The 18,736-nt window shown below is 31.8% G+C and carries 15 protein-coding genes; 11 read left to right on the top strand and 4 right to left on the bottom strand.

Annotated features, from left to right (window positions below; translation table 11 throughout):
• The 4 genes from KPL44_RS15620 to KPL44_RS15605 all read left to right on the top strand — a co-directional run.
• Nucleotides 1-161 (top strand): transposase (locus tag KPL44_RS15620; RefSeq protein WP_216252197.1); only part of this gene is annotated, 161 nt, incomplete at its 5' end.
• A gap of 7 nt (nucleotides 162-168) precedes the next feature.
• Nucleotides 169-399 (top strand): hypothetical protein, encoded by a 231-nt coding sequence (locus tag KPL44_RS15615; protein ID WP_216252179.1) that lies wholly within the window; start codon nucleotides 169-171, stop codon nucleotides 397-399.
• 476 nt (nucleotides 400-875) lie between these two features.
• Entirely contained in the window at nucleotides 876-2,189 is a 1,314-nt protein-coding gene (gene ltrA / locus KPL44_RS15610; RefSeq protein WP_216252178.1) for a group II intron reverse transcriptase/maturase, read from the top strand.
• 118 nt (nucleotides 2,190-2,307) lie between these two features.
• Complete coding sequence (locus KPL44_RS15605) at nucleotides 2,308-3,606, top strand: transposase (protein ID WP_216252175.1); 1,299 nt, start codon at nucleotides 2,308-2,310, stop codon at nucleotides 3,604-3,606.
• Nucleotides 3,607-3,939: 333 nt separating this feature from the next.
• On the opposite strand, the gene KPL44_RS15600 is transcribed toward KPL44_RS15605, so the two are convergent.
• Both KPL44_RS15600 and KPL44_RS15595 read right to left on the bottom strand, forming a co-directional pair.
• Nucleotides 3,940-4,809 (bottom strand): DMT family transporter, encoded by an 870-nt coding sequence (locus KPL44_RS15600; RefSeq protein WP_216252174.1) that lies wholly within the window; start codon nucleotides 4,807-4,809, stop codon nucleotides 3,940-3,942.
• Nucleotides 4,802-5,641: an AraC family ligand binding domain-containing protein gene (locus KPL44_RS15595; protein WP_216252173.1), complete on the bottom strand. Its 840-nt coding sequence runs from the start codon at nucleotides 5,639-5,641 to the stop codon at nucleotides 4,802-4,804. Before KPL44_RS15595 ends, KPL44_RS15600 begins: the two co-directional genes overlap by 8 nt.
• 654 nt (nucleotides 5,642-6,295) lie before the next feature.
• On the opposite strand from KPL44_RS15595, the gene KPL44_RS15590 reads away from it, so the two are divergent.
• Nucleotides 6,296-7,207 (top strand): hypothetical protein, encoded by a 912-nt coding sequence (locus KPL44_RS15590; protein ID WP_216252171.1) that lies wholly within the window; start codon nucleotides 6,296-6,298, stop codon nucleotides 7,205-7,207.
• A gap of 656 nt (nucleotides 7,208-7,863) precedes the next feature.
• Here the strand turns inward: KPL44_RS15590 and KPL44_RS15585 are convergent.
• Nucleotides 7,864-8,808 carry a recombinase family protein gene (locus KPL44_RS15585; protein ID WP_216252170.1) on the bottom strand — a complete coding sequence of 315 codons (945 nt, stop codon included), beginning with the start codon at nucleotides 8,806-8,808 and terminating at the stop codon, nucleotides 7,864-7,866.
• A 728-nt stretch (nucleotides 8,809-9,536) separates the two neighbouring features.
• On the opposite strand from KPL44_RS15585, the gene KPL44_RS15580 reads away from it, so the two are divergent.
• The 5 genes from KPL44_RS15580 (at nucleotide 9,537) to KPL44_RS15560 (ending at nucleotide 14,793) form a co-directional block, all read left to right on the top strand.
• On the top strand, nucleotides 9,537-9,845 hold the full coding sequence (locus tag KPL44_RS15580) for a hypothetical protein (protein ID WP_216252168.1): 309 nt from the start codon (nucleotides 9,537-9,539) through the stop codon (nucleotides 9,843-9,845).
• A gap of 485 nt (nucleotides 9,846-10,330) precedes the next feature.
• A complete protein-coding gene (locus KPL44_RS15575; RefSeq protein WP_216252165.1) occupies nucleotides 10,331-11,452 on the top strand; it encodes a hypothetical protein in 1,122 nt (373 codons plus the stop codon).
• A gap of 870 nt (nucleotides 11,453-12,322) precedes the next feature.
• Nucleotides 12,323-14,056 carry a hypothetical protein gene (locus tag KPL44_RS15570; RefSeq protein WP_216252163.1) on the top strand — a complete coding sequence of 578 codons (1,734 nt, stop codon included), beginning with the start codon at nucleotides 12,323-12,325 and terminating at the stop codon, nucleotides 14,054-14,056.
• An 80-nt stretch (nucleotides 14,057-14,136) separates the two neighbouring features.
• On the top strand, nucleotides 14,137-14,523 hold the full coding sequence (locus tag KPL44_RS15565; RefSeq protein ID WP_216252161.1) for a hypothetical protein: 387 nt from the start codon (nucleotides 14,137-14,139) through the stop codon (nucleotides 14,521-14,523).
• Nucleotides 14,524-14,556: 33 nt separating this feature from the next.
• Nucleotides 14,557-14,793, top strand: coding sequence for a hypothetical protein (locus KPL44_RS15560; RefSeq protein ID WP_216252160.1), 237 nt, complete (start codon nucleotides 14,557-14,559; stop codon nucleotides 14,791-14,793).
• Between the two features lie 413 nt (nucleotides 14,794-15,206).
• Here KPL44_RS15560 and KPL44_RS15555 read toward each other — a convergent pair whose 3' ends face one another.
• A complete protein-coding gene (locus tag KPL44_RS15555) occupies nucleotides 15,207-15,695 on the bottom strand; it encodes a hypothetical protein (RefSeq protein WP_216252158.1) in 489 nt (162 codons plus the stop codon).
• A gap of 788 nt (nucleotides 15,696-16,483) precedes the next feature.
• Between KPL44_RS15555 and KPL44_RS15550 the strand changes: the two genes are divergently transcribed.
• The gene (locus tag KPL44_RS15550; RefSeq protein ID WP_216252156.1) at nucleotides 16,484-18,622 is read left to right on the top strand and encodes a hypothetical protein; all 2,139 of its coding nucleotides are present in this window, start codon (nucleotides 16,484-16,486) and stop codon (nucleotides 18,620-18,622) included.
• Nucleotides 18,623-18,736 lie beyond the last annotated feature (114 nt).

The raw sequence follows: 18,736 nt of genomic DNA, 5'->3' as shown, positions 1-18,736 counted from the left end.
AAAAAATAAAAGGTGCAACAAGTAAAGTTTTGAGAGCAGAATTTCAAGAATTAAATAAAATGCCTAGTCTATGGACAAGAAGTTATTTTGTATCCACGGCTGGTAACGTAAGTAGTGAAACAGTAAACGATTATGTAGATAATCAAAAGACAAGATATTAAGAAGGGGGTGAATGCTGCGTCAAACTATATTTTAACTTTAAAATTAAATACAGAAAAATATCAAGAAGACATATTAAATAAAAGATTAGAAATAAGTAGAAGCATTTATAATAGTTGTTTAGGCGAATTGTTTAAAAGATATAATCATATGAGAGGTGCGAGCTGCGAAGCAGCACGCAAATGCGTGATGTTTACTAATGAAAATGGAGGTACTCTATTTTCATTAGTAAGTTATTAACATATAGTAGGAAAACCCTATCAGGAAAGGTTTAACCAACTACCTGTACCTAGTCCTTGGAGCCGAAGTGGTAACATTAGGTTTAAGCGTAGGACGGGGAGCAAACGAGCCGAAATGTAAGTGAAGTTATTGAGCCACGAAATTGTTATCTAAATGAAGAAGTCGATACTGTCTTTCAAGTAGCAGACAACATTATATACATCGTAATGGTGAGATTTATATAAATCTTCCGGGGTCTAAGTGCTTGGCGAGTTTGATGATAGATATGTTAATAGAACAGCTGAGGTCCTATAGTGTCTGAGATAAATCAGTATGCAAAATCAAGTAAGGGAACGAGCAAGACTAGCAAATGCATTATAGGAAGTCCGACTAAGTCATAGTACCGTAGAAACCTATGAAAGTAGGTGGAGGGAAGGAATTAGCACAACATAGCTTCAAGTAAGCTTGAAATTTTGCAGACAGGAGAGCTGATAAACGTGATTAACGAGTTACTTGGGATACAATTTAATATAAAAAAGGCTAAATTAGATGGAAAAGTTCAAAACCTTGCTTCTTACATCAATGAAAAGACACTTATAGTCAGCCATATAGAAATGGATGGGAATAAAGCAAAAGGAATTGATGGAGTGGCAAAGGACGATTATTCTGTAAACCTAGAAGCCAAAGTGGAACATTTGGTAAAGCAAATGAGAAGTGGAAGTTACAAGCCAGAGCCTATTAGAAGAGTGTATATACCAAAGGACGGAAGCAACAAAATGAGGCCATTGGGAATATCATGCTATGAAGATAAGTTAGTTGAAAATATCATAGCCCAGATATTGACGAAGGTATATGAACCGAAGTTCTTTAATGAATCATTTGGATTCAGACCAAATAGGAGCTGCCATCAAGCGGTCAAGGAAATCATAGAAGATGTGCAGTACCGCAAAGTGAGTTACATTGTGGAAGCTGATATAAAAGGATTTTTTGATAACGTAGACCATGACTGGCTCATAAAATTTCTTGAACATGATATAGCAGACAAGAAGTTCATAGAAATAATAAAGAAGTTTTTAAAAGCGGGAATCATGGAAGGTGGTAAATATTTGAAAAGTGACCAAGGTACACCACAGGGAAATGGAGCTTCGCCAATCCTTGCTAATGTATATTTGCATTACGTATTGGATTACTGGTTTGATGTCAAAATAAAACGTCAGTGCCAAGGAGAAGCGTATTTAATTAGGTACTGTGATGATTTTGTATGTTGTTTTCAAAACAAATGGGAAGCCGAAGAGTTTTATCAAAAGCTAATAGAAAGATTCAATAAATTTGGATTAGAACTTGCTTTAGAGAAAACAAAGATATTGGAATTCGGGAGATTTGCCAGGCAAAACAGGGCAAAACGAGGAGCGTGCAAACCCGAAACTTTCGATTTTCTAGGATTTACATTTTACTGTAGTTTAAATGGTAACAGGAAATTCTTTCGTTGCAAGGTTAAGACTAGTAGGAAGAAATTTCGAAGCAAGGTCAAGACAATAAAGGAATGGATTAAGAATAATCGAATAATGCCTCTAGGTGAATTGATGAAGAAGATTAATCAAAAACTTAGAGGGCACTATCAGTATTATGGGGTTACCGATAATACAAGAGGCGTGAAAAGTTATCTAAATGTGGTCAAATGGTTGCTATTTAAATGGCTTAATAGAAGAAGTCAAAGAAGAAGCTACACATGGGATACATTTTATAATGGACTGCTGAAAACTTTTCATTTATTAGAACCGACAATAAAAATAAGCTTGTTTTATAGATGATTAAATATGGTGTGAAGAGCCGTATGCCTTAGTAGGGCACGTACGGTTCCGTCGAGGAGCATGGGTGGTAACACCTGTGTTTACTTAAGAATCGAAAGAATATGAGAAAGTAATAAATATGGTTAAAGGGAAAGAACGGAATAAAAAATTTAATGAATTAAACAAGAGATATGATTTGACAGAGTATTCTTTCCATAAATATGTAAAATGTATACAGAAATATTTTAAAGATAATGTAGATAGTTTCACTGCTCAAAAGACAGCTTCTAGGTGTTTTAGTGCTTTTCAAAAATTAATGCTCCATCAATCAAATAGAGTTTATTTTAAAAAGTATGGTGAAATGAATAGTGTTGAGGGAAAATCCAATAAAACTGGGATTAGGTTTATAGACAATAAATTAAGATGGAATGGATTAGATATAAATGTGATTATAAATAAAAACGATGAATATGCACAAGTTTCATTATTAAATAAAACTAAATATTGTAGAGTGGTAAGAAAATTAATTCGTGGTAAATATAAATATTATGTTCAATTAATCCTAGAAGGAATTCCACCAACTAAGTATAATAAAGAAACCGGTCAGGTTAGAAATAAAATAGGTGACGGAAATGTTGGAATAGATATTGGTACAAGAACAATTGCAATATCAAGTAAAAATGAAGTTAAGTTATTAGAATTATGTCCTGAGGTGGAAAACATAGAACATGAAAAAAGTATATTACTCAGGAAATTAGATAGACAAAGAAGAAGTAATAACCCTAATAATTATAATGAGAACGGGACTATAAAAAAGGGAATTATGACTAATTTAAAGAAAATAAAATTGACATGGATTAAGTCAAATAAATATGTCAAAACTCAAAATGAATTAAGAGAAGTTCAGAGAAAACAAGCTTATATAAGGAAGCAATCCCATGAGAAGTTAGCTAATTATATCATAAGTTTAGGAAATAAAATATTAGTTGAAACTATGAATTATAAAGGACTTCAATCAAGGTCAAAAGAAACTACTGTTAATACAAACGGTAAATTCAACAAGAAAAAGCGATTTGGCAAGAGTTTAGCGAATAAGGCAGCATCAATGTTTTTAACAATATTGGATAATAAGCTAAAATGGCATAATACAACGTTAACCAAAATCAATACTTATAAAGTAAAAGCATCCCAATATAATCATATAGAAGATAAATATGTAAAAAAGGAATTATTTGAAAGATGGAATGATTTTGGAGAATTTAAAATACAGAGAGATCTGTATTCAAGCTTTTTAATAATGAATGTAAAAGATAATTTAGAAGAAATAGATAAAGAATTATGTTTTAAGCAGTTCGATAATTTTAGAAAACTTCACGATAAAGAAATATTAAAAATACAGAGTAGTAGTATTAATTTGATAAACAGTATGGGTATTTAGAAGCAAATAAAAGGTTTTGATATGAGCCTTGACTATCGTTAATTCATTCATTAGGGTGATTGGTAGTAAAAGTTTTAGAGAAATTAATGAGTTCTTATATGTGTAATTTATTAGATCCTTAATAGATGAGAGTATTTGAGAAGTTAATGTATCTAAGAACCCCACTCCTGAGGTGTGGGAGTATCAGTATAATTAAATACTATGATGAAAATAGCGTGGGGGTTCATAAAAAAAGAAATTTTATTGAATTTCTTTTTATCTATTAATATAATGCATTTCTTATCTTGTTGTAGTATCAAACATTTTCCACCTTAATTTTATAATTGATTTCCCCTATGAAATAAAAAGTCCTGCTAATGTAAGTATGATTCCTAGTATTGCGATTCCTGTAATATTTTCGTGTAACAAAATGGCAGACGAAACAACAGCAATTACAGGAACTATATAAATATATACACTTGTCTTCATAGCTCCCAGCACTTTGACAGAAAAGTTCCAAGTTACAAAACATAGTGCTGAAGCGCCAAACCCTAAATATAAAATATTAAGCAGGTTAGACAAGTTAGTAAACCTGTTTAAATCTAGCCTGAAATGAAATATGAATATGGATGGAATCATAAAAAACAATCCATAAAAAAACACTTTGCGTGTACAGCCGATAGTATTGAAGTGAAAGTCGCTGATTTTTTTCATAAGGACAGAATAAACAGCCCATACAATTGCAGCAAGCGCCGCCAATATACTGCCTAAAGGATTTATCTTTAAAACAACATTTTCATTGAATCCAATCAAGACAATACCTAATATAGCCACTATAAACCCAATAAAAAAGCGTAATGTCAGCTTTTCAGAGTCTAAAAACTGCTGCGCAAAAATTGCAGTGAAAAATGGGGCTATAGAAATAATGACACCCACATTGGACGCAAGTGTATAGGTTAATGCAATGTTTTCTAAAAGAAAGTACAAAGTTACTCCAAATAGCCCAGCTGCTACAAAATATAGTTCTTGTTTGACATTTAAAGTTTTAATTCGGTGCGGGTAAACTATCAATAATGATATGTATCCAATTAGAAATCGAAAAATTAATATCTCTATTGGCGTGAAATCCTTCAATAATATTTTAGTAGAAACAAAAGTTGTTCCCCAAATCAAAATTGTGATAAGTGCCGACAAATGTCCAGTTGTAGTTTTTGTATCATTCATTATCGCTCCTCCTAGATCCTTCTGTAAAAATATTCATGTATTGCTTAGGTGTAAGTCCAATAAGTTTTTTAAAAAAGTTTGTAAAATGGCTTTGGTCTGTAAAACCTGTTTGCAATGCCACATCTATCGGAGCAATTTGCTGTTCTAAAAGTTTCTTTGCATTACCAATTCTTATAGTTTCAAGATAACAATATGGTGATATTCCCTTTTGCTTGGTAAAAGAGCGTAACAAGTAATATTTACTTATTCCAGTTAAATCACTTAAATCATTTAGCGTAATACTTTTCATGTAGTTATTTTCTAAAAAATCACACACTGCCTTGATTTCGGTGTTTGGTGGTTGTGTTGTAAGAGCTGCACCTGCATGATCATATTCAGCTATTAATTGTTCAATTATAAGTAAAAAGATTTCCTCCTTTTTAAAATCTTTTTCCTCATGCATTATCATGTGATGTAACTCGCTCAAAGAGGATAATAGATCACTGCTAAACAGGACGGTTTCTGTAAAATAGGGCAAATAGTCTTTGCCAGTTATTTCATAGGCAACTTTTTTCATTACAGCAGGCTCAATATTGATGCAGCGGTAGTCAAGGGTTCCACCATCAACTTGTTTGCAGTTATGATTGTCATGAGGATTAAACAGGGTTAAATCACCTGTTTTAACGGTATATTCTTTGTTTTTACAGGATAAATATCGGTTACCACTCTCAATAAAGCCAATAACATAATATTCATGAAAATGGTTTGGAAATTTTTGCATTATCCCTTTGAAATTATAGGCTTCTATATTCAGATCTGAATCAAAACAAACAGTTCGGGTCTCGTTTTGCATTTATAATTCTCCTTTCCAGTTATCTATTTTCAATGATAACAAAAATGAATATATAGGTCTTGTATGATATTGCTTATCCTCAAGTTATATAACATTAGTATAATATGTATTTATGTAACATTCAATTTATTAATTATTTACAATACTCATATAGGGTGCTTCCTCTTTTTGATAATTAATTTTCCTTAATCAATAACATTAAATATCTATGCATCCTGCATTTTTATGTATTAATTTATTTATGTTATCTATAAATTTCAGTATTTATTTCAATTAAAACCATTCAATATAATAAAAGTTATATTGAATGGTTTTGCTTTTGCTATAATTTACGCTTTTTCACTCATTTTATATATGATTTTTCTTATTTTATGGTATACTTGTATTGTAAACATTATGTTTACACGTATAAAGATTTTAAAAACAATGGTATACAAAGGTATACAAAATACCATTTATAATTATATATAACTATTTAGGACTAAATTTATAAAAAAATCAATAATAAATGAAGCCAGATAAGTATTTTACATGATATTATTAATATAACGATATTTTAATAGGCAGTAGCAATGTTTCAGCTATATTTGGGTTTAAATGTAAAAATAATTGAATTAATTATATAAAATACTGGTTTAAGAGAGGAAGAATAAGATGGATGCAATATTAAGCGTAAGAATAAGTGATGAGGTAAAACAAAAGTTTAATGAATTAGCTCAAAGTGAGGGCATAAATAATAAGGAATTTATGGAGCAAGTAGTTAAATACTATGAATTGAATAAGGCTAGAGAAGAAGACAGTACTATGTCATCAGATATAAATGAATTACAAAAAATAACAAATAGGATATCCGATATATATATAAATATAGTAGAAAGAAATAATATAAAAAGCTTAGAGGTGAAAAATCTTCATAAAAACGAGTTAGTGGACAAGGACAAAGAGGTTCAAAAACTATACGAAAATATCATTTCATTAAAAGAAGAGAAAAAAGAAGAAAATAAGAAAATTAATTTACTTGAAAAAGAGCAATCCGATAATAAACATATTGTTAAGGAATTACAGGAAAATACTAAGAGTCTGAAAACACTAAATAACATGCAGGGTGAAAAAATATTAAAACTAAATGAAACCAACGAAAAATATATTAAGTATAAAGATGAAATTGTAGTCCTAAAAACAGAACTTGATGAACTGAAAAATGAAAATATACAATTAAAGTTGGATTTATCAAATAAAAATGAGGAAGCAAGAAGATTAGTAAACCAGGTAGATGAATCAAAGCAAATTAACAAGAATAAGATAGATGAGCTAGAGAGAAAAGCTAAACTAGACATTGAAATGCAAAAGGAAAGAGCAATCTTTCAAATGGACAAAGAACTTTTAAAATTAAAAGAGCAACAACAATTAAAGATGCAAGAATTACAAGAAAGTTTTAATGATAGAATTAATAAATTACTAAAAGAAAAAGAGGAAGCTGCGGAGAAATTTAGAAATATGGTTTCGGAAATAAATGAAGCTCGAACTGATCAGATTAGTGTTAAATCATCCTCTGGGTCGCTGTAACAGCTTTGAAGAAGATGCATTGACGACTTCAGAAGGAGGTTTATCCCTTTGTAGTTCTCTTGCGTAGATAACAATTCTCAATTGTTATCCACCTCATAAGTTTCTTATTTGTTAGGTATGTAACAGTCACTTATAGAAGTAGGCGACTTTCCTTCTGAAATGTCGTTAAAATGGAGAGAATCTAATTCCACGCCAAAAACTGTGAACCGGGCTTAGGCAAGATTTAAACCAGGAACAGAAAATATGAAACTAGAAAAATCAAATCTGGAAAGTAGGCACTTAGGAAAAATTAGTGTATTGGATGCAATAGGAGATGCCTAGGTATTATTGTTTTAGGACAGGGGTTCGACGCCCCTCGCCTCCACCATAAGAAAACAACAAGTTTGATACAATGGAAAACCCTTGAATTCAGGGGTTTTTATTGTTTTTTTTGGTAAAATGCAAGCTGTAATTCGAGACTTAAATCACAAAAACTTGGATTAAATTGAAATAAATGCACACTCCCTATGAAATTTAGTGTAGGGGGTGTGCATTTTTAGTAGGGGGTATACACTTTTTAGCGGAAGTAGAAAGCCAGTGTTTTAGCGGCTTTGAGTATGATTACGAAATAAATGCAGCAATTTTCTCAGCAACGACTATCTGATATAAAATTTAGCCTACTCATCATTGGTTTCTGTTATTGTAGATCTTTTCATACTGTAGTGAGTAGTTCTGCGAGTCACGTTATCTTCAACTACTTGAATATTGCTACGTCTTATTTTTTTCAACTGAACTTTATCAAATAGATCCTGTGAAATAATAGGTGGGTGGCAGTCCATTGATAAGTATTTCTGAAATTCGCCTTTGTTGATTTTTCTGTTATTGCTAGGATATTCAAGGCCATAAGTTTTCCCAACCACCACATTGCCCGTGTATTTTTCATTTGAAAGCATTGTATCAATTGTACGCTTGGCCCAATGATCTTTGCCAGTTGGAGAATTTATACATTCTTCTTTAAGATAACGAATTATTGCTAGAATGCTATATCCACTAAGATATAACTCATAAATTTTTTGTACTACTTTGGATTGAGCTTCATCTATAACAATATTTCCATCATAATCATTAATATACCCATAACACTTGCGATTATAAAATTTTGAGTTTCCGGTCTCAAATCCACGTCGAATACTCCACCTAATATTTTGGCTTCTTGATTCACTATCAGCTTGTGCTAATGCTTCGAGAATAGACAACAGAAAAGTCTTGCTTGTCTCTGAAATATTAATGTTTTCAATTTCAAAGTAGACATCAACAAGCAGGCTACGCAATTTATTTATCACATCGAGTGTGTCCACTGTATTTCGTCCAAAACGACTTACTGATTTGGTAATTATCAAGTCGATTTTGCGGTCATAGCAATCCGAGAGCATTCTTTGGAATTCTACTCTGTCGGTAGTGTTTTTCCCGGATTTAATATCTGCATATACATCAACCAGTTCCCAATCAAGGTGCCGCTTAACCATCTGCTTATATTGGTGGATTTGGTTGTTAAGGCTTTTTATTTGATCAGCATGCGCAGTGCTGACTCTGCAGTATATTGCTACCCTCACTTTTAGCATGAGAGATATTCTCTCGATTTTCGTGACTTTTCTTTCATTACTAATTTCGCATCATTTCTTTAAAAAAATTGAAAAGATAAAATTTCCCTATTTATATATTTCTCATATGAAAATTTCATCCGATATAATGATTATTGCCAAATTGTAATAAAATAATTAGCAAACCACCTCACTTCGAAATTAGATTTACATTTAGGCTATGTTAAAGAGTAGTGTTGAAAATCATACACACCAATTATAGCCAATATTATCCTTTTGTTGTATAATAGAGTTAATTTGGATTTGTAATTTATGGCGTAGATAAATGAGTATAGGGAGTAAAGGATATGACATTATAAAGAAAAATATAGTTTCTATGTTAAATGATTGAATAAGTGAACCGATGCAATGTATAATTAAATAAGGAGAACAATGGTCTAATTTTAAAAAGAAATAAATTTAATGTGAGGAGATGTAAAATAGAAAAAATAGTATATATATCATTAGTAGTTTCAAATATAATACAAAAAAAGGATTGAACAAAAAATATTTATTCGTGGTAGATGACAGTAATAAAGATAAAAGTTATGATAAAGTTGATTTTTTAATTATGTGATTTATGAACAACAGCATAATATTGCGGTGCAAATTTATATTAAGTGGGAGATGTTCCACTATTGTAGCAATAAATCGGAAATTGTAGAGTTGTTTTATTTTTAGCAATATACAATATTAGAGGAGGAATCATCATGGGATTATTTGGGAAATTATTTGGAGGTATTAGTGGTTTAACAGCGACCTGTCCTCGTTGCGGAGCAACAATGCATGGTGACGGAGAACGGTTTGAATGTCCTAACTGTACTAATGGCGGAGTTTATTTCATGGAAGATGGGGAATTGGTAGATTCATTGGATAGAGGTAGAGGACGTAGCGGAAGGACTTGTATAAGTTGTCAAAATTCATTGGATGGTGGGGTACGTACGGCTGAATGGGAAGACGGAGATAACGCTGAAGCTTATATTACCTGCCCCCACTGTCGTTACCATAACCCTTTTTAATTCTATATAATCAAACATATAGCGTTTTAATTTGAAATGTAGAAGTGTGGTCTAGAATATGGACTGGAAACTCTTTCTGAGCAATGAAAAGATGAGGCACAGATATGAGTGCATGGTCAGAAGTTTCTATTTCATACGCCACCTTGCCCTCGAAATACAAGAAAATGATATTCACTCACTAGTGACTTAAAACAGATTGACTGGGGCAAGGTAAGGCCGCTGAGTAATCCCACGATAACCAGAATGCTTACGATTGCAACAGGCGTGTTTACCACCGTTGATGCCGGTGAAGCTATTAACACTCAAAAATACTGGGTGTAATCAATTACGTTGGCGTCGGATGGTTCGCCATTGCTATCGGCGAGGATATTACTTGGTGTTTGAAAGCTAGAAGCGTCAAGAAAATAAAGCAAATGCATGAGGATCTTAAACAGTTTGCATACACGTAATCTAATGAAAATATTTATAAAAGGATAGGTGCCCATATGAATATCGATAAATTCGGCTTAACCGTTGACCAAACAGAGATTCTATACAATCTCGAATACTACAAAACCCTAAATGACATACGAACCACAAAATTGCCTATTAACAATGAAGGCGTAAAGCGTCTGAAACAGGACTGGCTTGCTGAGTGGAAAGAGAACATCTCAAAAGGTTTTTCAAGTTTCTTGCAAATTGAGGGTGCTGAACTACATTGGTATTCAGAGCAAGAGTTAATTCAGAAAATTGAGGAAAACGAGCCGCACAACACGTGGTTTCGTTTGATTCTGCTTGAAGCAATGATTTTTGCGCCCTATTATCCTTTGGGATTTGAAGAAGACAAAAAAGGCAATGATATACCTAGCAAGAAATATAAAGATTTGAAAAACATCATTAATGGATATAGGAAAGGCAACGGCGACGACTATATTGATTCGTTTTTCTCCGGAAGCTATTATTCATTAGGCTACATCAAGAGGCTTCGAAAGTGCTATGACAAAATTCTGCGCGAACTTAATGAAGTTCTCAAAACAGTCATTACTTCGTTGTCTATCACGACAATAATAGCGATTGTCACTATTGCGACAGCCGGTGCATTTGCTCCAGCAATTGCCGTTGCGTTGGTAGGTTCAAATTTCGCCGGACTTAGCGGAGCCGCCTTAACAAGTGCTTGTCTTGCCTACCTTGGCAGCGGTGCAATTGCTATCGGTGGTGCCGGAATGGCTGGTGGCACGATAGCTATTGTTGGTGGAGGCGCGGTTTTGGGATTCGGTGTGGGTGCTGGTATCGGCGGTATAGTTGGTGCTGTTGGTTTGCTTGGAAAGCAAAACACCATTTTACAATCTGCAAAGCTCCTTGTTTCGGTCAAAGAAATATTCCTCAATGACGAACACGATACCGTTTATTCAAACAGCGTATATGAGAAGTACGTGAAGAACATTATGGATATCGAAAAATGTATCGTCGAATTAAGACTTCAAGCAGACGTGGCGAACGGCAAAATAAAGAAGGAACTCCAAGGCAAGATAAAGAAAGCCAAAGGGTCCGTTGATGCTATGAAAATAGCAAGAATAAATTTGAATAGATTTATGAGTTCTTTCAAAGAGGGATTGGCCCAAGAATAGAGTTGCACATGCGCGCAAACTGAAGTGGCACCCTAAGTTCATTAATAGAGTGTCTTGCCATATTATCAGGATTATCCCCCACATACATAGTCACTCCGGACTCGAATTCTTCCACGGTAGATTTGTCTTCGTAGACAGTGACCTTCTCAATCAGCAGCCTGACTAGTTGCTCGTCATATTCAGTAAAGCGGTGGGCTGTTACTGCAGGAATGCAATCATATTGGCAATATTTCTGCTCTGTTCATCCCGGCGTGCATTCTGTTGGGAAGAAGATTATCCTATTGCAGAATGTCTGTTTCAGCTTTGTGTGGAATGCGAGAGTGAAGGATACATTGCTCGCGATAATTCACTATTTTCAGTATGCGATTTTATGGTATAACGTGTATTTTTGCTATATTGTATCAAAATTTGGGGTTAGCCTAACCATCTCATAAGAAAACAACAAGTTTGATACAATGGAAAACCCTTGAATTCAGGGGTTTTCGTTGTTTTTTGGAGTAAATATAAGAGGAAAATTAAACTTGAAAGCATAAAAGATGGGATTAAATTGAAAAAATGCACACCCCTTATGGATTTTGGTATAGGGGGTGTGCATTTTTAGCTTGCGGTGTGCACTTTTTAGCGAAACTATTTTTAAGCTTCTTATAAGCAAGAAATATATATGGCCTGTTTAGAATTAACAAAACATAATTAATACTCTAATGAGTTTCTATACTATGTGAAGGATTTAGTGTAAGAAAATAATCCATCACATATTATAGAAACACACTCAACTGAACAGGCATAAAAATTAAGACAGAAGTGGATGTGCTTTAGTATAGAAGTAAAAGATGTATTTTGCTATAATTGTTTCAAGGAGCTGTGATATTCATGTCAAAATATAATATGGGTCAGTGTGAAGAAATGAATTGTAAACTTACCATAACAGAATTGTGTAATGAAATAGCGGAAGAAAATATAGAAATGGATGCTAGCTTTAATGATACTTTAAGAGATAAGTTCAGTAATCATTATAAAACTGGGATTATAGATAAGTTAGAGAGCAAATTAAACTTTCGTATAAATGATTTTGATGAACAATATGCCAAACTGAAAATATTGAAAATGTTTTACTATATAGAAAAAAATGGAGTGAGCGTACATAACAAGAAATCTCCTATCGAAACAAGAACTCGAATTATTGATATTTTAAATAAGCCACGATTGGATAACATTAATACAGACTTTTCTTTGGTCAGTCAATATGGATTAATATTTGGAAACATGAAGGCAGAGGTTGAAAAAGAGGTTAATGAATGTAGTGTAAAAAGCAAAAAAGAAAAATTGGAGTCTTTTAATGCTTATTGGGAAGTAATCCTTGATAAGTTATTTGATTATGTTTTTACAGATAAGGCATTGGAAAAGCCTGAAGAAACAATGATGGAATTAAATAGAATAGAAAATTTCCTTACAGAACGGGTTTTACAAAAACTTCCACAGGCTTCAAATATGCAATTACAACATAAGGAAAGGTTGAATGATACATTTTATAATATGCTTCTTTGTCATGAGATGATTTGTAATGAGGCTGATAGGTTGAATATAAATTATCAAATCCATACGGAGGAAGACCCTTCAGCTGAGTATGTTGAATGTTTTATTAAATATGAAAACTGGACAGTCAAACCAGAACTTATACCGATGATTGCTGAACTGATTGATAATGGAATAGAGAATGCGGCTGCAGAGATAGTATTGATGTTAATTGCTGGTAAAAAAGGACTGGATGATGATGAGTGTAAAAATATAAAATTCGCATTGGGTTATGCAGAAGTCCTTTTGGAGTGGCTTAAAAAGTTTAAACAACCGGATTTTTCAAATGGCTATTATTTATCATGGTTTGTATCAGTTGTTCAGGAAATTTCCGTTGTTAAGGAGAATGATGAGCGTCTGAAAAATGATTATTATGGCAATAAGTATACTAATAAACCATTATTATCTGCTTTAAAGAAACCAGATAAGGCGGAGGCAGTTTTTATTAAAGCTTGGATAAAAAAAGTAGAAAATCGCTATGCTGTAAATTTGGGTGCATATGAATTGATAAAGAAAAAGCGGTTAGCAGAGAATGTTATTTATAAAATCAAACAGAAAATTTTTTCGTATCAGAACTTAGATGATTTGGAAACTGCAAATCATTTTATTGCTCATTTTGTAGCAAGAAGTTTAATCAGTAGAGAACTTGCGATGACTGTAGGAAATGAATTTGCATATAAAGTTGCAGAAAGAACCGGATATGAGTCTTTCCAATTATGTGAGAATGCAGTAAACGTTTTTGATATGTTTAGAGAGTTTTTAGTTTGTACAGGTACATTGGAGAGAGTTGCGGATGAAGTGGCAGATATGGTTTTGGAATTTGAAGAAGAGCAAAGTACTGTAATTGCAAAAAAGATGAAATATGAGTTCAACCTGCATCTTAGCAGTTCTTATGATAAAAATTTTATGCTTCTATTTTGGGTGAATAGATATACAAAGATAATAGAGTATGATAATTTTTTTGAGATTATTGCTGATGAGAGTGTAGATGAAATTATCAGATTAGGATTAGAAAAATTTATAATAAAATAATTTTTCTGACGGTATACTCACATACAAATATAAAGTTTTGCTATATTATTTAATTAAAATAACAAAAGGAGAGGATGTAAGTGGGAACATTACATGATTTAGAAATACTTTATATTCCAGGTGAATATTACTACGGGCAAAAAATTAATGGAAAGAAAAATTATTTACACACTTGTAGGAATCTACATTACAATGGATGTGGTGGGAAACAAACTTTTATAGGTAGCAAATTATTACTTTATGGCGTTGATGAAAATAATCAAGAAGTTCAAATACCTATAAAAAATGAAATACTACAAACTTTCAATCGGAATAAAATAACTGAATTCTTTGCAAGTAAAGTTGAGAGTGCATTACCAAAAGAGGTTACAATATGTAAGAACGATGATGGAAGATATTGCTTGAGTAAAGATTCTTGTCGTATTATCTATAGAAAAATACATGCTAGAAAAAAATTATATATTTAGTGAAATTAACTAATAAAAGGAGGTAAAGGCAAAATGATTAATTTGAGTAAAAGTATAAGATGTTCCAATTGTGGAATTAACGAGATAACCGATTTATCAGATTATGTGGTATCAGAAGATATAGATGAACGTGAGATGGGAGAAGAAATAGAATACACCGTAGAAGGTGAACATATTTGTAGTAATTGTAACTCTAGTTACGATATAAGTGGGTCAGTTTGGGAGTACCCGGTTGGGATGTACAATGATGATTCAATAGAAGTATCCTAAGTATGTTAGGAAAGAGGTTATCAATATGAGCGAGGGGCAGACTGTTAGAAAACATAAATTCATATTATCTATAACTATAAAAAAACAACGTATGTTTCTTCAAACGGATCACGTTGAGTGCGTTGCAAGGATAGAGAGGAAATAGGCTGGTAGCAAAGGGTTAGAGGATTTTAGGTAAAAATTAAAGCGTGTTTTATGTTCCCTCAAACGAGTGTTTGAGGGAATTTTCAATTCAGGGGGTCACCCTTGGAATTAGAATTTGATGGTGTTTTGCGTTAAGGTATAGGGTATTGCAAAATTGTATGGGAAAATGGAAAAAACGGCACCCTTAAAATTTAGAATTAATATTATTGTGGAATATTAATTTATATTTAACTAAGAGTATACATAAAAAATATATCCATACATTTGCTTTATACAAATTTATGGATATTCTTATTTTCAACCATTTCTATTAATTCGGCCACAGGGTGTTTACAATAAAGACTTAGTAAATTATTATCTTTGAAGTGCTTCTTAGCAAGTTTTAGTTTAGCAGTTTTAATATCAATTTTAAGCTGTTGTTCAATTAGCCATTTTGTTGCATTAATGCAATTTTCATTTGAATTCCAAAAATTTCTAGGAACATTTGGCAACTCCCATTGTTTAAATCTATTAGGGTAGACTGAGTTTATAGCCTCAAAGGGGCTTGAATTAAAGCAACTTTGAATCATGCCATACAGATTATTGTCTTTATAAATTTGTTTGGAGTAAAATCCTTTTATCTCGGAATTAGACCATTTTAATTTATTTTCAATAAGCCACTTAACAGCTATAATGCCTTCTGCTTTGCTCCAGTAATCATTCTTTACATGATCAGCTAATTGCCACTTTTTAAATCTTCCAGGGTATGTTGCTTCCAACGCTTCAAAAATAGTGCAATTGAAAGCTCTTTTTAACATGCCAAGTAGATTGTTTTTTATGAATATATCTTGATTTAATTTCTCGGTGATTTCATTTTCAGACCATTTAAGATGTTCTTCAATTAGCCACTTTGTAGCACATATAGCATTTTCTTTTCCTTTTTCACCTTGCCAGTAATCATTAGGTGCATTAACAAAATCCCATGCATGAAAGTCTTTTTCAGGATATGCATCTTTAATAGCAGCGAATGGACTATCATTATATTTAGAGCATAGTAATCCTCCAAGTTTATTTTCTTTAAATGTGATTTTACGAAACTTTTCTTTAATATCATCATCAGTCCAGTTTAGTATGTTTTCAATTAAATATCTTGTAATATGTGGTGAGTATATAGCACTTTCATCACCTTGCCAAAAATAGTTAGGGAATTTTTTTATCTTTTTAATTCTAACTAATGATAAAAATTAATTGATTTGAGAATTATGTTCCCAGGCTATTTTAATTTTTTTTTATTGAAGTTTATATCGAGAAAGCAACAGTGTATGAAAAGAAAAAATAGCAAAATATGGTTGATTTTTGCGTGAAAATATGATACGATATAAAAAAATGAATATTTTATGATTTCAGCAAGAAACAATCTATGGGATTGGTGAGTTGAGTTACAAAACTACGCTTCAAGAGGAAGTAGAGTGATGTGGTCTATGGAAAAATAATGGACTAATAACTGTGCTTTTGCACAGTTTTTTTTGTTTGTATTAAAATAAAACATTAATAAAAGGAGATTATTATGAGTGAATTTAAAAATCTAACACCTGCTGAGGTTATTAAAAGAATGAAAAATATTCCTGCAATGTCTATTGTAGGAGCATCTGGGTCTGGAAAAACGACAGCTGTCAGCAATTTGTTAAATCAGGATATTGCACTTTATACATCAATAGGCATAGGGGAAAAAAGCCAGACAACAATTATTCCTAGTAATTTCATTTTAGACTCACGAATTGAGAAAAATTATGATTTTGCATTATTTATTACAAAAAAAGAATTAGACAAGAAATTAATTATGGGAAAAATATTTGAAGCGATTGCAGACGAATTTATTGATAATGATTATGACATTGAAGATGCAAGTAGAACTATAGAAGATTGTGAGTGGACAGGAAAATTTTTAGAACCTAAAGACGCTTCGTATCATTTGAATTCTATTAAGGATGAATTAGATATTAGCAAACTTGTTGAATTATCTAAAGAAGCATTAGGCAATGTTGATATAGCACTTTTTGAACAAAGAGTTTCCGAAAGAAAAAGTGCATTAGGGAAAAAAGCTCCTAGGGCAAAAGATTTAAAAAGAGAAGTATTTACTGAGTATTGTTTAGATTCAGACTTAAATGTGAATATTGCTAATTGGGTACAACGCATGGAAAGTGTAATAAGTAATAAATTAAAAAAAATTTTTGGTGTAGATAATCCTTTTGATCATATTTTTTCTTGTACAACCACTGATGAAGGTAAAAATATTCTTGTAGAACTCTATAATCCTGAAAAACCTTATAGTTTGATTATTGAAACAATAGATATTGCATGTAGACCAAGAGAAGAAGCTATAAGTATAATGAAACAAAAAAATCCAAGAATCCCGTTTAGAATGAAATTAATGGATACTATTGGTATGACACAAGAAGGGCTCGATGAATATTCACTTGGTCTAGGTATTGATAGGGCACTTGCAAAATCTGTAAATGGGATTATACTCCTCATTAATCTAGAAGAAAGAGAAGACACTATTCGAAATATTTGTGAAGGTCTTAATGAAAAAATAAATAAATTGAAAAATAAAAGTGATGTCTACATACTATTCTCCAAGGGAGATAAGCTGACAGAAACAAAAATTGATAAAAGAAAAGCTGGTCTAAAGACTAATCAAGAAGATTATAATCGAGAGATAGAAGTGATATTGAAAGAAATATCTGATTCGATTGAAAAACATTCTAGATTACTTGATTCAAATATTGCTGGAATGAGATGGCAATCTCTATCGTATAAAGATGAAAGTATTGATCCTCGAATCATCGCTATTAAGGGAAATAATGAGTTTTCAGATGAAGAAAGGTCAGGATATATCAAATATTTCTTACCAGAAGGCTTATTTGAGTTTATAATTGATGCATTAAATGAACAACAATTAAGACTATTACCAAAAAATTCAGAGCCAATTCTTGTTACTGTAAATAATATTGAAGAAAATCCTTTAAAAGTATGTATATTGCAGAAAAAATTGAATGATATCTTAGATGAAATCAGTCAATATTTAAGTGCTAATAGTTCAGTAGTTGGACAATACAAAGGTATTCCGGATGATGTTGATTATTTTCATTCAACGATATCAACATATTATTATAAACTTAAAAATGGACAAGGTCATACTTCAAGGGCGAAAGTATATGGTAATATCTCTATTAACATGAAAAGGCTAATACGGAATGCTCTAAGTAATCATAATTTAAATATCAATGAAATTTTAAATAAAGGGTCATTGGATATATTATTCGACAATCTCGAAGATAGAGAAATAAATAATATTTTAATAAAAATAAATCTAGATTCAAAATTAGTTGCTCAAGCTACTGTGGATGAGCAGAAAGAAATTTTAAAGAAGTATTATTTAGATTTAATTATAAACAATACAGATTGGATTGAATATCAAGTATCAAATAGGGTATCAATGAATTTGTCATATGATAATGAATATATAAAAACCCAAATTGATGAAATATACTTTAGGCCTGGTATTTCATATACAGAAACATTTAAAATAATGCAATCAAGATTCAGAGAAATATTTGCAAGTGAAGATTTCAAAAAATTACTATGTGAAGAAATTGGAAATGTTTTATCAGACATTATAAACAGAGGATTTGTTGTAATATAGAAAAAACTGAATAAGTATAAGATATTAACAAGAAGCAGTCTACGGGACTGATGAGTTAATGTACAGAACTAAACTTCAATGAGAAGCAAAGTGATGTAGTCTTTTTGTGATAAT

Origin of the sequence: Clostridium sp. DSM 17811 (assembly GCF_018861905.1) — a bacterium.
GTDB lineage: Bacteria > Bacillota > Clostridia > Clostridiales > Clostridiaceae > Clostridium_AD > Clostridium_AD frigoriphilum.
Note: the sequence above shows the minus strand (reverse complement) of the source record. Positions and strands in the feature narration are given on the sequence as shown.

Excerpts from the sequence above, each read along its gene's own strand:
- KPL44_RS15605 (WP_216252175.1), top strand. The coding sequence starts at position 2,308 with ATGGTTAAAGGGAAAGAACGGAATAAAAAATTTAATGAATTAAACAAG.
- KPL44_RS15600 (WP_216252174.1), bottom strand. The coding sequence starts at position 4,809 with ATGAATGATACAAAAACTACAACTGGACATTTGTCGGCACTTATCACA.
- KPL44_RS15595 (WP_216252173.1), bottom strand. The coding sequence starts at position 5,641 with ATGCAAAACGAGACCCGAACTGTTTGTTTTGATTCAGATCTGAATATA.
- KPL44_RS15590 (WP_216252171.1), top strand. The coding sequence starts at position 6,296 with ATGGATGCAATATTAAGCGTAAGAATAAGTGATGAGGTAAAACAAAAG.
- KPL44_RS15585 (WP_216252170.1), bottom strand. The coding sequence starts at position 8,808 with ATGCTAAAAGTGAGGGTAGCAATATACTGCAGAGTCAGCACTGCGCAT.
- KPL44_RS15580 (WP_216252168.1), top strand. The coding sequence starts at position 9,537 with ATGGGATTATTTGGGAAATTATTTGGAGGTATTAGTGGTTTAACAGCG.
- KPL44_RS15575 (WP_216252165.1), top strand. The coding sequence starts at position 10,331 with ATGAATATCGATAAATTCGGCTTAACCGTTGACCAAACAGAGATTCTA.
- KPL44_RS15570 (WP_216252163.1), top strand. The coding sequence starts at position 12,323 with ATGTCAAAATATAATATGGGTCAGTGTGAAGAAATGAATTGTAAACTT.
- KPL44_RS15560 (WP_216252160.1), top strand. The coding sequence starts at position 14,557 with ATGATTAATTTGAGTAAAAGTATAAGATGTTCCAATTGTGGAATTAAC.
- KPL44_RS15550 (WP_216252156.1), top strand. The coding sequence starts at position 16,484 with ATGAGTGAATTTAAAAATCTAACACCTGCTGAGGTTATTAAAAGAATG.